13 protein-coding genes and 1 riboswitch are annotated in these 16,071 nt (G+C 52.8%); all 13 genes read left to right on the top strand.

The features are described 5' to 3' along the window. The first annotated feature begins 200 nt into the window (after nt 1-200). The 13 genes from pdhA (at nt 201) to IJ22_RS13365 (ending at nt 16,060) form a co-directional block, all read left to right on the top strand. The gene (gene pdhA, locus IJ22_RS13420; protein ID WP_062409188.1) at nt 201-1,271 is read left to right on the top strand and encodes a pyruvate dehydrogenase (acetyl-transferring) E1 component subunit alpha; all 1,071 of its coding nucleotides are present in this window, start codon (nt 201-203) and stop codon (nt 1,269-1,271) included. 19 nt (nt 1,272-1,290) lie between these two features. Beyond that, the gene (locus IJ22_RS13415; RefSeq protein ID WP_054820342.1) at nt 1,291-2,271 is read left to right on the top strand and encodes an alpha-ketoacid dehydrogenase subunit beta; all 981 of its coding nucleotides are present in this window, start codon (nt 1,291-1,293) and stop codon (nt 2,269-2,271) included. 32 nt (nt 2,272-2,303) lie between these two features. Then, nucleotides 2,304-3,671: a dihydrolipoamide acetyltransferase family protein gene (locus tag IJ22_RS13410; RefSeq protein WP_062409187.1), complete on the top strand. Its 1,368-nt coding sequence runs from the start codon at nt 2,304-2,306 to the stop codon at nt 3,669-3,671. Nucleotides 3,672-3,677: 6 nt separating this feature from the next. Beyond that, entirely contained in the window at nt 3,678-5,093 is a 1,416-nt protein-coding gene (lpdA, locus tag IJ22_RS13405; protein WP_054819157.1) for a dihydrolipoyl dehydrogenase, read from the top strand. Nucleotides 5,094-5,261: 168 nt separating this feature from the next. Next, complete coding sequence (locus IJ22_RS26350; RefSeq protein ID WP_160327383.1) at nt 5,262-5,411, top strand: hypothetical protein; 150 nt, start codon at nt 5,262-5,264, stop codon at nt 5,409-5,411. After that, a complete protein-coding gene (locus tag IJ22_RS13400; RefSeq protein ID WP_062409186.1) occupies nt 5,408-6,187 on the top strand; it encodes a DUF429 domain-containing protein in 780 nt (259 codons plus the stop codon). The genes IJ22_RS26350 and IJ22_RS13400 overlap by 4 nt, the downstream gene beginning before the upstream one ends. Further along, nucleotides 6,156-7,058 carry a helix-turn-helix domain-containing protein gene (locus IJ22_RS13395; RefSeq protein WP_062409185.1) on the top strand — a complete coding sequence of 301 codons (903 nt, stop codon included), beginning with the start codon at nt 6,156-6,158 and terminating at the stop codon, nt 7,056-7,058. The genes IJ22_RS13400 and IJ22_RS13395 overlap by 32 nt, the downstream gene beginning before the upstream one ends. A gap of 182 nt (nt 7,059-7,240) precedes the next feature. Further along, nucleotides 7,241-7,326: riboswitch (cyclic di-GMP riboswitch) on the top strand. 100 nt (nt 7,327-7,426) lie between these two features. After that, nucleotides 7,427-9,337 carry a flagellar assembly protein A gene (locus tag IJ22_RS13390; RefSeq protein ID WP_062409184.1) on the top strand — a complete coding sequence of 637 codons (1,911 nt, stop codon included), beginning with the start codon at nt 7,427-7,429 and terminating at the stop codon, nt 9,335-9,337. A gap of 26 nt (nt 9,338-9,363) precedes the next feature. Beyond that, complete coding sequence (locus IJ22_RS13385; protein ID WP_160327382.1) at nt 9,364-10,386, top strand: HD-GYP domain-containing protein; 1,023 nt, start codon at nt 9,364-9,366, stop codon at nt 10,384-10,386. Between the two features lie 299 nt (nt 10,387-10,685). Further along, nucleotides 10,686-12,374 carry a long-chain-fatty-acid--CoA ligase gene (locus IJ22_RS13380; protein ID WP_062409182.1) on the top strand — a complete coding sequence of 563 codons (1,689 nt, stop codon included), beginning with the start codon at nt 10,686-10,688 and terminating at the stop codon, nt 12,372-12,374. A 183-nt stretch (nt 12,375-12,557) separates the two neighbouring features. Next, nucleotides 12,558-12,881 (top strand): SCP2 sterol-binding domain-containing protein, encoded by a 324-nt coding sequence (locus tag IJ22_RS13375; RefSeq protein WP_062409181.1) that lies wholly within the window; start codon nt 12,558-12,560, stop codon nt 12,879-12,881. Between the two features lie 424 nt (nt 12,882-13,305). Next, complete coding sequence (locus IJ22_RS13370; protein ID WP_062409180.1) at nt 13,306-14,955, top strand: AraC family transcriptional regulator; 1,650 nt, start codon at nt 13,306-13,308, stop codon at nt 14,953-14,955. Between the two features lie 100 nt (nt 14,956-15,055). Further along, nucleotides 15,056-16,060 carry an ABC transporter substrate-binding protein gene (locus IJ22_RS13365; protein ID WP_418007121.1) on the top strand — a complete coding sequence of 335 codons (1,005 nt, stop codon included), beginning with the start codon at nt 15,056-15,058 and terminating at the stop codon, nt 16,058-16,060. Nucleotides 16,061-16,071 lie beyond the last annotated feature (11 nt).

Here is a 16,071-nt window from a genome sequence, read left to right as displayed (position 1 = left end):
TAATAGTTTTGTCGAAAAGAGGCATCTGTATTACTTATTTTGAGAAACTGTTATAGTGTTATGCATGTGTATATATCATATTTTTCAAGTAAGTTATTGTCTTATTGATAAAAACAGGTTTATAATAATACTATAACAGAAATTTTAAATAATCGACATTTTCATGTTTCTAAAAATCTATCTTAGAGGTGAATTTGATCATGAGCAAGCCGTATATAGTTGACGTGCAAGAAGTTCAGCCGTTGTCCGTTCTGGCTGAGGATGGTACGGTAGTCAATCCGGAAGCGATGCCGAAGCTCTCCGACGATCAGTTAAAGGAAGTTATGCGCCGCATGGTATTTACGCGGACGTGGGATCAACGTGCCGTAAACCTGACCCGTCAGGGCCGTCTTGGTTTTTATGCGCCGGTATCGGGGCAGGAAGCGACGATGATCGGCAGCGAGTTCGCTCTGAATAAGGATGATTTTATTTGTCCGGGGTATCGCGACATGCCTCAGATCGTTTGGCATGGCTTGCCGATGTACCAAGCGTTTTTGTATTCCAGAGGACATCAGCATGGCGGACAAATTCCGGAAGATGTGCACGTGCTGATGCCGCAGATTATTATCGGAGCCCAGTATCTGCACGCGATGGGTGTAGCCATGGCGTTCAAACAGCGCGGGGAAAAGCGTGTCTCCATCACGTATACCGGCGACGGCGGTTCCTCCGAGGGTGATTTCTACGAAGCGATAAACTTTGCGGGGGCCTTCAAGCTGCCGGCGATTTTCGTCGTTCAAAATAACGGTTATGCCATTACGACTCCGTTCTCCAAGCAAACGGCTGCGTTGTCCATAGCTCACAAAGCGGTAGCGGCGGGGATTAAGGGCGTGCAAGTGGACGGAATGGATGTGCTGGCTGTCATCAAAGCAGTACAGGATGCAGCGGAACGCGGACGCAACGGTGAGGGAGCCACGCTGATTGAAGCGGTAACGTACCGGTTCCTGCCGCATTCCATGTCCGGCGACGATCCGTCCAAATACCGTACGAAAGAGGAAACGGCGGAATGGGAACAGAAAGATCCGTTGAACCGCTTCCGCAATTACCTCGTGAGCAAGGGCCTGTGGTCGGAAGAAGAAGAGGCCGCTGTGATCGAGGATGCGAAGAATACGGTGGCGGAGCAAATCAAGAAAGCCGAACAGACGGAAAAAATGACGGTGCCGGGATTGATCGACAGCATGTTCGAAACGACGCCGCAGCATTTGGAAGAGCAGAAAGCGGATTATTTAGCGTAAAGGGGAGGAACCATCAGCCATGGCTCAAATGACAATGATTCAAGCGATCAAGGACGCGATGCGGGTTGAGCTTCAGCGCGATCCTAACGTGGTAATTTTCGGTGAAGACGTGGGGAAAGTCGGAGGCGTATTCCGGGCGACGGAAGGTCTTCAGGCGGAATTCGGGGAAAACCGCGTATTCGATACACCGCTGGCCGAATCGGCGATCGGCGGAATGGCCGTCGGTATGGCGATTCAAGGCTTCCGGCCGATTATGGAAATCCAATTTATCGGGTTTATTTTTGAAGCGTTCGACCAAATTGCGGTTCAGGCGGCCAGAATGCGCTACCGTTCCGGCGGCCGTTACCAGGCTCCGATCGTCATTCGCACACCGTTCGGCGGCGGAGTGAAGGCGGCGGAGCTGCACACGGATCCGCTGGAGGGTCTTTTGGTGCAAACGCCGGGGATTAAAGTGGTCGTGCCGTCCAATCCTTATGATGCGAAGGGCTTGTTGATTTCGGCCATTCGCGACAATGATCCGGTCTTTTTCATGGAGCATCTGAATTTATACCGCTCGTTCCGCGCCGAAGTGCCGGAAGGCGAATATACCGTTCCGATCGGCAAAGCCAACGTGGTTCGCGAAGGTTCTGACGTCACCATCATCACATACGGAGCTATGGTGCATACTTCGCTGAAGGCTGCGGAAGAATTGGAAAAAACCCGCGGCGCGAAGGCGGAAGTCATCGACCTGCGCACGCTGATGCCGCTGGACATCGATACGATCGTGGAATCGATCAAAAAGACGAACCGTGCGATCGTGGTACAGGAAGCGCAAAAAACGGCCGGCATTGCGGCGGAGGTCATCGCTCAGATCAACGAAAAGGCGATTTTGCATCTGGAAGCGCCCGTGCTGCGTGTGGCTCCTCCGGATACGGTATATCCTTTCGCACAGATTGAGGATCAATGGCTTCCGAATCCGGCGCGCATCGTAGCCGGTTTGAATAAGGTTCTGGATTTCTAATTCTGATAAATTGTAAGGACGGTGACTGACCGATGGCAAAGTTTGAATACCGTTTTCCCGAGCTGGGCGAGGGCATTCATGAGGGCGAAATTGTCAAGTGGCATGTAAAGCCAGGAGATACGGTAAACGATGAAACGATCCTGATGGACGTGCAAAACGATAAATCGACTGTAGAGGTTCCTTCCCCGGTGGAAGGCAAAATCGTCGAGCTGAAGGTTGACGAAGGCACGGTGTGTACGGTTGGCGATTTGATAGCCATTTTTGAAGTGGAAGGTGAAGTTCCGCAAAGTGCGGGCGGACACGGCGAAGCGCCTGGCGCCGCTGAAGCGGCAGCGCCTGCTGCGGCTGGGGCGGAAACCGGCGCCGAATGCGCGGTGGGCGGAGCTGTTGCGGCGAACGTGAACGCTGCGAAGCTGGATACGCCGATGGCAGGCGGCTCGTCCGCGGCGCAGGGAGCGGCGGCCGGAAGCCAGAAGCGTGAGGTATTGGCTACGCCGAGCGTCCGCAAGCTGGCTCGCGAGAAGGGTGTGAACATCGCGGAAGTGACGGCAACCGGGAAGAACGGGCGCGTGACGAAAGAAGATGTGCTCGGATTTGTGAACGGCGGCGGGAAAGCTGCAGCACCGGAAGCGGCGGAAACGGCGGCTCCTGCAGCATCGAAAGCTGCGCCTGCGGCTTTAACAGCCGCAAGCGGAGACCGCGAGGAAGAGCGCGTACCGCTCAAAGGCATCCGCAAGGCGATCGCCAATGCCATGGTGAAGAGCGTGTACACGGCGCCGCATGTGACGCTGATGGACGAAGTCGACGTGACGCAGCTCGTCGCGCTTCGTACGAAAGCAAAGCCGATTGCCGAGAAGAAAGGCGTCAAGCTGACATACCTGCCGTTCATCGTGAAGGCGCTGGTTGCGGCGGTTCGCCAATTCCCGGTAATGAACGCGATGATCGACGAAGAAAAGCAGGAAATCGTGTACAAAAAGTACTACCACATCGGGATTGCTACCGATACGGATAACGGTCTGATCGTTCCGGTTATTCCGGATGCCGACCGCAAGAGCATGTGGGCTATCGCCGAAGCGATTAAAGATTTGGCGGCGCGCGGCCGCGAGGGCAAACTGGGACCCAACGAGCTGAGAGGCTCGACGATCACCATTACGAACATCGGCTCCGCCGGCGGCATGTTCTTTACTCCGGTCATCAATTTCCCTGAGGTGGCGATTCTTGGAACGGGCCGGATTACGGAAAAGCCTGTAGTGAAAAACGGAGAGATCGTTGTCGCTCCTGTCATGGCATTGTCCTTAAGCTTCGATCACCGTATTATCGACGGTGCTACTGCTCAAAACTTTTTGAATTATATCAAGCAGCTGCTGGCCGATCCGGAACTGCTTGTCATGGAGGTGTAATCCATTATGGTAGTTGGAGACGCATCAGTTGAAATCGATGTGCTTGTCATCGGAGCCGGTCCCGGCGGGTATGTCGCCGCGATCCGTGCCGCCCAGCTCGGCAAAAGCGTGCTGGTGGTGGATAAGGCCGAGCTTGGAGGCGTCTGCCTGAACCGCGGCTGCATCCCGTCCAAAGCCTTGATATCCGCGGCACATCAATATGAGCTGGTCAACCATGCCGCTTCGGTCGGTATCTCGGCGGAGAATGTCTCGATCGATTTTAACAAAGTCCAGGAGTGGAAAAACGGCATCGTCAAAAAGCAATCCGGCGGCGTCGGCATGCTGCTCAAGGGCAATAAAGTACAGGTATTCCATGGCGAGGCGCTGTTCATCAACGAGCATGAGGCGCGCGTGTTTAACGATAACGAAACGGCCCGGTACCGTTTCAACCACTGCATCATTGCGACGGGGTCCCGTCCGATCGAGCTCAAGGCGTTTCCTTTCGGCGGCAGGATCATCTCCTCGACAGAGGCGCTGTCCTTAAAGGAAATTCCAAAGAGCATGGTCGTGATCGGCGGCGGCTACATCGGAATCGAGCTTGGTCAAACCTATGCCAAATTCGGTACGAAGGTTACGGTGCTGGAGGGATCGGATTCGATTCTTCCCGGCTTTGAGAAGGATCTTACCCAGCTTGTGGCGCGCAACCTGAAAAAGCTGAATGTAGACATCGTGACGGAAGCGTTGGCGCAGAGCTCCGAGCAAACCGACAAGGATGTAACAGTGACCTACACCGTAAAAGGCGAGGAAAAGAAAATCACGGCCGACTACGTGCTTGTTACGGTAGGCCGTCGTCCCAATACGGACGGCGACCTGTCCCTGGAACTCGCCGGAGTGGAGGTTGGCGAGCGCGGCCTGATCAAGGTGAACGAAAAATGCCAGACCAACGTGCCGCACATTTATGCTATCGGCGACATCGTACCGGGTCCTGCGCTTGCGCATAAAGCTTCCTATGAAGCAAAAGTGGCGGCGGAATCGATCGCAGGTCTGCCCAGCGCAGTGGACTATAAAGTCATTCCGGCCGTCGTATTCTCCGATCCGGAAATCGCGGGCGTCGGTCTCAGCGAGACGGAAGCAAAAGAGAAGGGCATCAATGTCGTCGTAGGCAAGTTCCCGTATGGAGCTAACGGACGCGCGCAATCGATGAACGCCACCGACGGCTTCGTGAAGCTGATCGGCGACAAAGACAGCGGACTGTTGCTTGGCGGGTTTGTCGTCGGTGCAGAAGCGTCCAACCTGATCGCCGAGCTGACGCTGGCCATTGAGATGGGAGCCACGCTTGAAGATATCGCGCTCACGATCCATGCGCACCCGACGCTTGGCGAGATTACCATGGACGCTGCCGAAGGCGCGCTTGGCCATCCGATTCACCAGTTAGGGAAGTAAGAAAGAATGAAAAGCCGAGGATGAATGGAAATCCATGTATCCTCGGCTTTTTGCGTTTAAAGCAGTACGGATGCCGAGGCGCTATTTGTCCTTGTCTCAGCATGTCCGTTCCATGCAAAAGGATGTATAATAAAGACAATGACCAAGGGATAAAGGGCGTGTTCAACTATGCAAGCGCATACCTGTTTATTGGCGGATCGGGACGAAAACAAGCAAGCCGCGGACGAATGGGATCGGGAGTGCGGGACAAGGTTTATGGCTGAGCGGTTTTTGCAGTTGAATCCGGGTGCCGGCAAAGCGGAGCCGGAAAACTCATGAAGGGCGGCTCCTTTGCAGGCATTGACGGCTGCCCGGCGGGCTGGCTGACGGTGGAGCTTACGATTGACGGAAGCTGGACGGCGGGGGTGTTCGAGGACCTGGAAAGCCTATGGGCGGCGTATCGGCAGGCAGCGTTGTTGTTGATCGATATGCCGATCGGTCTGGCCGACGGCAGCGAGCCGCGACGCTGCGATGTGCTGGCGCGGCAGCTGCTGAAGCCCGGACGGGCGTCCAGCATATTCCCTGCGCCCGTCCGCGAGGTGCTGAGTGCCACGGATTATGCGCAGGCGAATGCGCTCCAGCGCAGGCTCAGCGGTCGGGGATTATCGCGCCAAACCTGGGCGCTTGTCCCGAAGATTCGCACGCTGGACCGGCTGCTCCGGCAGGATGAAGCGGCCCGCTTAACGTTTCGCGAGTCGCATCCGGAGCTTTGCCTCGCACAGCTTTTCGGCGGCCCGATGCACAGCGGGAAGAAGAGCCAGGCGGGCTTTGACGAGCGTATGGCGCATCTGCGGGGCGTGTATGCACAAGCCGACGAGGTTGTCGAAGAGCTGATGCTGCGGTATCCGCGCAAAGCGGTGGCGCGGGACGATATCGTCGATGCGCTTGTGCTCGCGGTAACGGCATGGTTGAGTGAAGGCAGACCGAGGCAGCTGCCCGAGGGCGGAGATGGGGACCGCTTGGGAATACAACGGATCATAGCTTATTACTGTTTTCTTAAAGAGGAAAGGTTGGAAAAGCACAATGCCGAATCGTTGGGCAAGCTTGATGGTTGAAAAGGCTGCGGTTGGCATCTGTCTTTGCAAATGGGATGGCCGTCAATTCATGGTCGAGGAGGCGAATCCGGCTTTTTTCCAGATCATCGGCTATACAAAAGAAGAGCTGGGGCAGGCATCCTTCTTATCTTTTCTATCGGCTGAATACAGGGATTGGGTATTGAAGCGCCCGGAGTTTTTTGAGTATGATGAGGTTCTGTTTTCGGAAGAGAGATGGACCGTAAAACACGGGCATCAAGTGGATGTGGAGCTATCTTTACGCGAAACGGTTATGGATGGGGTCTATTACTATATTATGGTTGTCAGAGACGTCAGCGACAAAAAATGGATTTTACGGCAGGGTACGGGGTATGAGGTAAGCGGAACGCTGACGACGAAATTCCGCTTTACCGATTGCTCGCTCCACGGCCCCTTGCTGGATCTGCAGAGAAAAGATTTGTTAGCGCAGCCGTTTCTTTCTTTTGTCGGATCCAAACATTTGCTTCAGGTAAGGCACTCGCTCCGCCAGGCCTTATTGTCCGCATCCGGCTTCAGTATGGCGCTGGAGTGGGTACATAACCATCGACAGGCAGATATGGAATTTCGCTTTCAACCTCTGTTAAACGGCAGGCAGGAAGTCACCCGAATTGCCTTTGTCGGCAAATGCCTGGCAAACGGGCAAACACGGGAACCGTCGGGAATAGCTGTTACGCTGCGCATGCTGATGGCGGAACGCCGTATGACGGCAACCAGGCTTTCTGAGCTGACCGGACTGTCCATGGGCACGATCTCCAAAATGAGAAACGGAAAAATTACAAACCCGCATAAATATACCATACAATGTATTGCGGATGCACTGGGTGTTCCGATTACCGAGCTTTGGCGCGATTAGATCTGTAACAATATGTAAAAACGGGCGTAAATAATGCAATGTTTTAACCTTTTTGTCGAATCTTAGCGAAAAATGACACATAAAATACTTTCTACAAGCATGGATTAGTCCTTTTGTCTTATATCGTGTTGTCGTTTGCCGATCTGCTTGATTATAATTTAATTATAAAACGGAATATTTCATTACGATAATGGCAAACTTGTCGAAAGGCAAGGACGCAAAGCAATGGGCCTAAAGTATTTCATGCTATGGCAGCCATGCCGCCGATAATGGAAGGAACGTATTTTTCATGCACCTTTCCCCGGCTGGAGAAGGTGCATTTTTTCTAAGCTGCAAAACGCTTGATTCAGAGGAAGGAGGTAGTCCGGATGTCCGACTCTATTACGGAAATGGAATTGGTCAAAATGATAAAATCGTTGGCGTTGGATTCAGCGCCGAATGGTGCCGGTTTGTCGGATTATTCCAAAGAGGAAGCTCTCGGCGGGCATAAAGAAAATACGAACCGAGGCTGGTTTAGTGTAAGCGGAAATGAAATTTTTGTACATACGTCGGATGACGAGATGTCGCCCCTTACCATTGAGGCTATACCCCCGGTCAAGCTGACTGTAAATGGAGAAGCGGTCTCCGGTACGGTAACCGTAACATCCAAGGACAAGCTGGAGTGGTCCGTAGAGGAATCTCCATTGTTTGAAATTCAGGTATCCGAGGATCGTATGCAAGCCTACCTGCTTGTGCATTCACCCGTCAGGTATGTATGGAAGCTCAGCGAGTGCGAGCCTGCCGCCCATTTGGTTCTCAGAGCGGAAGAAGACCAATCGATTATTCTTAACAAACTGGAGTTTAACGATATTATTCTTGAGCTGGATCGTTTGTCGATCACGAAAAACCGGAACATCGGGGCAGTGTTTGAGGAAGTGCTTAACCCGACATTCGAGCCGATTCTGATCGCGCGGGGAAAGCCTCCGGTTCCCGGAAAGGATGCGGAGCTGCAGCTCTTTTTCACAGAGCAGGTGGAAAATCAGTATGTGGAAATCGGGGGCGTGGTCGATTACAGAAATCATTTAAATATTCCTTCGGTCACTCCGGGAGATGTGATCGCCCGAAAAATTCCGCCGGAAGAAGGGACCGTCGGCTACGACGTATATGGCAATTTCATTCGGCCAAAAGAACCGAAGGATATTGTTATTGTAGCCAAAGACGGGGTGCAAATCCGGGAGGACGGCTTCGTTATCGCTCTTAGAGAAGGAAGACCGCGCATCACCGGCAACCAAACGAAGTTTTTTGATATTACGAAGGCTTATATCGTACCCGGCGATGTCAATATTGAAACGGGACATATTGTTTTTTCCGGCGACATTATCATTTATGGAAACGTGATGGAAAGCATGATCGTCGAGTCGCTTGGCAATGTGTATATCTCAGGCAGTGTCTACAACGCTACCGTCACGGCAACCGGCAGCATTTACATTCAAGGCAATGCGATCAAAAGCAATCTGTACTCCGGTTATTTCGGGGTGTTGTATAACCGGCTTTACAACAATTCCAAATTGTTAATGTCCCAATTCGAACAGCTGCTTGAAGCAGCGAAGCTTCTTTTCGAGATGGTGGAAAAGAAGGGGCAGAAGCCCCATTACGGACAAATTATTTTACTGCTCGTGGAAAACAAGTTTAAAGATATTTATAAACTGGCCAAAGAAGCGTTATCGGTGATTATTAATATCCGGTCCCGAGACAAGACGGCTTGGCTGAATCTTAAAGACATGCTGGAACGGTTCCTTCAGCTCTCCCGGATGCCGCAATTGATTTCTCACGGAACGATTCTCGGCATTTTGAATTCTCTCAGGGAGACGGTCCAGCATGTCGGCAGCATGCAAGAAGCCAAAGTACGGATCGATATCGGGCAGTGCCATTTATCCACGCTCAAATCCAACGGCGACATTTTGATCCGAAAAGAAGGGGTGCTGCAAAGCGACCTGTACTCAGCGGCCAATATTGTATTTTATGACAAAGATGCCGTATGCCGAGGCTCCCGTTTGGAGGCGGACGGCATGATTTCCGCCATGATGGTCGGCGGTCAGACGGGGGCTCCGTCGGTTTTAAGGTCCAAGACGAAAATTATTCTGAAGAGCATGAGCTCCGGCAGGGTATGCATCGAAAATTACTGCATCGAAATTCTGGAGCACATGGAGAATCAGACGATCGATATGGAATGGGTAAAAAGCCGCGTATATTCCGCCAGAGGCATTCAAAATCAACAGACCAACGGTAAATTGGCGTGATGACGGACGATAAAGGTTTACGCCAGTTGATAGAAAAATCGCATCTTCTGGGCAAGAGGTTGAATAAAAATATATATAATCGAAATGGACTATTAATTCTGCCAGCTTCCTCCATTCTTACAACGGAAAGCCTTAAATCGCTTCAAGAGCACGGTCTTAAACTTGACAGTACGGATGTGATTCTCCCGGAATTTGAGCCTGAGCAGCTTGTACGGCTTGCTATCCGTGAGATGAAGGAGATGTTTGCGGATATCCGCGCCGCCGGAAGGGTTCCTGTCGACAAGGTATGCCGTACGGTTCTGCCGGCCATCATGCGTATTTCGGGCCGTTCGGATACGTACCGCATTTTGTTGACGCTGGAGAAGCAGGATGAAGATACGTACAAGCACAGTGTCGGAGTCGGCGTGATGGCGGGATTGCTGGCCAAATGGCTCGGCCTGTCCGTAAATGAACGGGTTCGAATCACCTTGGCCGGCCTTCTTCACGATGTGGGCAAGCTGTTCGTTCCGCAATCGATCCTTCAAAAGCCGGGCCAATTGGATGAACAGGAGTTCTGTGAAGTCAAGCGCCACGCCCGGTACGGTTATGATCTCCTCGTTCGCGAACCGGGGCTGGATCCGGTGATTGCTTTGGCCGCGCTGCAGCACCATGAACGGGAGGATGGCAGCGGCTACCCTGCGGGGTTACCGGGAAACCGCATTGAAAAGGTTAGCAAAATCGTGGCTGTGGCCGACGTGTTTCATGCAATGTCCTCTAAGAGGGCGTACCGAAATGCTTTGCCTTTATTTGATGTGCTTCAAAGCATCGCCGATCATGCTTATGGTATGCTGGATCCGGGTATTGTCCGCTGCTTTGTCCGGCATGTGACCGAATGTACGATTGGAAGCCGTGTAGACTTGTCTGATGGAACGCAAGCAACGGTAGTCATGGTTCATGAAGCGGATCCTTGTCGTCCCCTGGTGTATGGGTCCGGTCAGTTTATCGACCTGAGGAAGCGGCCGGGGTTAAAGATCGGAAGGCTGCGCGACGGGGGAACCGTTTCTGTATAGTGGATGATCATCGAGGGCGCCGGGCGGTTTCTCCGCTGATAAGGGCGCTTTTTCGCGTTTCATGGCTTTCCGCGCCGATCGTCAACAATGAATATTTCCGCAGATCCTCGTAGAGGCGGCCTGTTGAGGACAACGGAAGGTGAAGGAAAGTCATATCGGGTTAGCCGGAATCATATATTATCCATTACAGGAATATGTAAACGTTTTCGGACGACCCTGGCAAAACATCAGTTGATCCGGAAGCGGTTTGCTTACCAAGCGCAGCTTGACATGACTAGCCCGATGTGGAGGTGGTTTCAATGACCAGCAAACCTTGGCTCAAGCATTATCCTGCCGAGGTGCCACCGACCTTTGATTATCCGAAGCAGAATTTGGCACATTTCTTGAAGGAATCCGCCCAGACCTATCCGAAGCATATCGCTTTAGATTTTTTGGGTAAAAAAATATCTTACCGGGAGCTGCTCGATTCAGCCTACCGGTTTGCGAATACGCTGATCCGCCTCGGCGTCAGAAAGGGCAGTCGCGTAGCGATCATGCTGCCCAATTGCCCGCAAACCGTGATCGCTTATTATGGCACACTGCTGATGGGCGGAGTGGTAGTGATGACGAATCCGATGTATACGCCGCGGGAGCTGGAGTACCAGCTCAAGGATTCGGGGGCGACCGTGATCGTAACTTTGGATTTGCTTTTCGACCGGGTTTACCAGGTAAAGGAGAAGGCGGAAATCCGGCAGATCATCGTCACGTCTATCAAGGACTATTTGCCGATACCGCAAAATTGGCTGTATCCCCTATTTGCCAAACTGAAGAAGATGAAACGGGATGTTATTTATGGGGAAGGCGTATATTCGTTCGTCAAGCTGCTGCGCCGGGCATCCCCGGAGCCGTGCGGCGTCAAGCTGGATGCGGAGAATGATCTCGCACTGATTCAGTACACGGGCGGGACGACAGGGCGGGCCAAAGGCGTGATGCTTACGCATTATAATCTGGTCGCCAATACGATTCAAAACCGGCTCTGGTCTTACCGTTCGAAGCAGGCAGGCGAGGTTTATTTATCTGCATTGCCTTTTTTCCATGTTTTCGGCTTGACGGTGCTGTTGAACAAATCGGTCTATTTGGCTGGAACGATGGCTCTGCTGCCGCGATTTGAGATCGCCCTGCTGGTCGAGACCGTACGACGGGTGAAGCCGACGATCTTCCCGGGCGCCCCGACGATGTATGCGGGTTTGATCCGTCATGCGCTAACCGGTAGTACATTGTCTTCCCTGGAGGTGTGTGTCAGCGGCGCGGCTCCTCTTCCGGCGGAGATTCAGCAGAAGTTTGAAGCCATGACGGGCGCCAGACTGGTCGAAGGCTATGGCTTAACAGAGGCGTCGCCGGTCACTCATGCGAACAATATATGGGAGAAACGTAAAATCGGATCGATCGGCATTCCGTTACCCGACACGGAGGCCCGGATCGTCGATCCCGATCACGATACGGAGCTGCCGGCGGGGGAAATCGGCGAGCTGATTGTTCGCGGCCCTCAGGTTATGAAAGGCTACTGGAATCGTCCGGAGGATACGGCAGCCGCTTTGCGGGATGGCTGGCTGTACACCGGGGACATGGCAAAGATGGATGAGGATGGTTTTTTTACCATTTTGGACCGAAAGAAAGATTTGATCATTGCCGGCGGCTACAACGTTTATCCACGGGAAGTCGAGGAAGTGCTTTATGAACATCCTGAGGTTGAGGAGGCTGTGGTGGCAGGAGTGAGCGACCCTTATCGCGGGGAGACGGTAAAAGCCTATTTGGTGATGAAAAAAAACAGTGAGGCAGGTGCGGAAGAATTGAACCTCTGGTGCCGGCAAAGACTCGCAGCATATAAGGTACCGCATGTTTATGAATTCCGCGAAACGCTGCCCAAGTCTCTGGTGGGCAAGGTGCTGCGCAGGAAGCTTGAGGAAGAAGAAGCGGAGAAGACGGATGACGATACGGTGGAAAGCTGATCTGAAACGATTTCGATGGGGAACAACGAGCAAGCTTGCCGGCGGAAAAGGCTTGACCGGAGGCGGCACCGGACATGTTCTGAAATGCCCGGCGGTGTCTTGGAAGAGAGCCAGCCGGAACGGGTGACGGTACGTTTCATTTGGTAATCCGCCACTTGAATCCATTGATCTTTGAGGTGAGCTATGGCCATTCGGGATGAGCTTCAGCGACTTGTGGATCGAATGAACGGCAGCCCCGAGGCGATCCGGTCGCTGAATGCGGTATATCAATTTCATCTGGCAGATGACAATGTGCTGCAGGTACGCTTTCATGGAGGACAGGTGAGCCTCAAGGAGGGGGCGCCGGATCCTGCGGATTGCAAGCTGACGATGACGGAGGCGACGCTCCGCAAGCTGATGAACCGTCAACTGAACGCGGCAGCCGCGTATATGTCGGGGGATCTAAAGGTGGAAGGAAAAATGACGGTCGCCTTCCGGCTGCAGGAGGTATTGAAGGCTTATTCATAAATTTCAGGGTAGTTCTGACTTCAATGAGGGTGCTCCGACAGGTCGAATCCGGCCTGAGGGACACCCTGTTTTGATATGGAGACATAGATCCGGAGCCAATCCAATACAGCTGATCAAAAATGGGGAAAAAATGCGGCTGGCCGAAAAGAACGGAGTATAGGGACCGGGAAAATCCGATTCCTAAAGGCTGTTGGTAGAGCATCATTTGCGGTATGTTGAGCAGCGGTTCATGATCTGGAAGCCGACAGAAGCAAGGCCGATTGCTGCCGCCCATAAATTGCAGTTGTCAACCCGAAGTCATATTGCTATAATTCATAATTGATAATGATAACCATTATCAATTATGAAATGATCGAATCCGATTCCATAAGCGGACAAGCCTAATTGTCAGCATGATTCGGTTTAAAGGAGAAGGTGAAGGCCGATGAATTCGATCCGGACGGAAAGCACAGGACCGTGGGCTCATGAGGCGGAGGGTTTGATGGTTCATCTTCTGGACATCGATTTGATGAAAGGCGGCTGCGAATGGAGGATGGAACAGCGGTTCACCGAATCATATGTCTTAATCGTTGCCACGTTAGGGCAAGGACGGTTATCAATCGGCAGCCAACATTATCGGCTGAGGCAGGATGCGGTTTATGTTTGTCCTCCGGGAGAGACGTTCGGGGCTGCGGCGGAGTCCGAGGATGGGCTTGGATTGTTTCTGCTTCGCTACGAGCTTTACCGCATAGCCGGTTCAAATCGCGATGCCGTACGCTGCAGCGGCGGAGCCGGCTTCTTCCCGGAGCGTGGCGAAATCCCGGTTCCATCCGGGGCTCGTTTGGCCGCATTGTGTCATACCGCCTATCTGCACAGGCAGAGTCGTGACAGCCTGGAGCGTTTCCGCGGGCAGCTTGTGTTCCAGGAACTGCTGTACTCTATCTTGGAGAACAGACGCCACTCGGCCGAAGATTCGCATTCGGCGCTGGAGCGCGCGAAAGCGTACATGGACAGCCATTACCAGCAAAATCTTTCGATCGAGCAGCTGGCCCGTCTGGCGGATATAAGCCCTAAGTATTTTGTGGACCTGTTTAAAAAATTGTACGGCATCAGCGCCGTCGATTATTTGACCGCCCTGCGGATGAACAAGGCGAAGCAGCTGATGGCAAGATCCAACGCGAGGCTGAAGGATATCGCCCATCAAGTCGGCTATAACGATGAATTTTATTTTAGCCGCAAATTCAAAAAGGAGACGGGCTGCCCGCCGACGACCTACATGTCGAAACGCCGCCGCAAGATCGCTGCATACGGCGCCGGGGTGACCGGGCACCTGCTCGCGCTCCATATGATCCCTTACGCCGCTCCTCTTAACCCCAAGTGGACAGCGTATTATTACCGAACATACCGTTCGGATATACCGGTCCATCTTAGTGCGTACCGCCATAACGAGCACTGGAAATCCAATATTGAAACGCTGTTTCAGGTGCGCCCCGATACGATCATCAGTACCGACGAACTGCAGGACGGGGAGAAGGAGATGCTCGAACAGGCGGCTTCCGTATATTATATCCCGCGGAAGCATACCGACTGGCGGGAGCAGTTGAGGCTGACCGCCGAATATCTCGATATCCCCAAGGAAGCGGAGCTGTGGCTTAACAATTATGACCGGAAAGTCAAAGCCGTACGGGAGCGTTTGAAGCACAAAACGAAGAACGAGACGTTCCTGACGCTGAGCATATACAAGGACCGCTGTCAGGTTTATGCCAACCGGAGCATCATCGAGGTATTCTACGGGGATCTCCAGCTGACTCCCGCGCATGCGATCGATCAAGTTTTTACTGGAGAACCGGTAACCCCGGAGCGGCTGCACGTTTACGATGCGGACCATATCCTCGTAAACGTATGCCAGGAGACGGAATCGCTCCTGCATTGGGAATCGCTGCAGCTCTCTCCGTCGTGGCAAAGCTTAAAGGCTGTAAGCCGCAATCAGGTCTATGTCATCTCTTCCGATCCTTGGCGTGAATATTCAGCTTCCTCGCACGACCGTCTTGTGGACGAGACGCTCAGGCTGCTAACAGGAAATCGTCCATGTTAATTCAGGATTTCGTCCATGGTTCAGGCCAAGGCGATGTTTTATAATTGCAAATGAGAATTGTTATCAATTGAATCGAAGAAGCTTGGGAGGAGACATCAGCATCATGAAAACGAAGTTTGTAAGCTTTAGCTTCATCGTATTACTCATCTTGGTTTTAGCCGCATGCGCAAACCAAGCAGCGCCGGCGACGGGCGGCGCCCCTTCGGGGAATAAAACATCGGAAAGCACTGCCGAGAAACCGAAGGAACCGCCAATTGCGGGTCAAACGAAAACAATCACTTATTTGGACAAGCAATATACGGTCACCGTGCCCTCCGGCAAAATCGTCATAACGGGCGCTCTGGAAGCGATGGAGGACGCCCTTGTGCTGGGGGTTGAACCGATCGGCGCTATAACGGTCGGCGGCAAGTTCCCCGACCTGTTTAAGCCGATTACCGGGTCTTCGCAATCGATCGGCGAGAAAACGCAGCCGAACATGGAAACGATTCTGAAGCTGAAGCCGGATGTCATTCTCGGCACAACTAAATTCCAGCCGGAGGTGGTGGAGAAGCTGGCGAAAATCGCTCCGACGATTCAGGTATCCCATATTGCTACCAACTGGGAAGCGAATCTGCGTCTGATGGGCGAGCTGACCGGCAAGCAAGCGGAAGCCGAGAAAGTGCTGAAGCAGTATAAGGACGATGTCGAAGCGGCGAAAAAGCAGCTGGGCGAGAAGTGGAAAGGGAAGAAAGTCGTGACGGTCCGGATTCGCAACGGAGCCCTGAATATTTATCCGGCTGACGTTTTCTTCAACCCGACGATTTATGGAGAGCTTGGAATGGACGTGCCGGATGAGGTCAAGGCAGCCAAAGCGCAGCAAACCATTTCTTTAGAACAGTTCAGCGCCATGAACCCCGATGCGATCTTCCTTCAATTCTCCGAGGACGAGAACAAGGATCATTTGAAATCGCTGGAGGAGCTGCAAAACAACCCGATCTGGGGAAGCATCAACGCGGTGAAAAACAATAAGGTGTTCGTCAATGTCGTGGATCCGCTCGCACAAGGGGGCACATCCTGGAGCAAAATCCATTTCCTGAAAGCAGCTGTTCAGAAGCTGTCCGAATGAGAGGGCTCGGT

The organism is Paenibacillus naphthalenovorans, assembly GCF_001465255.1.
In the GTDB taxonomy this organism is placed as follows: Bacteria; Bacillota; Bacilli; order Paenibacillales; family NBRC-103111; genus Paenibacillus_G; species Paenibacillus_G naphthalenovorans.
The sequence above is the reverse complement of the archived record's forward strand: the minus strand, read 5'-3'. Positions and strand labels throughout refer to the sequence as shown.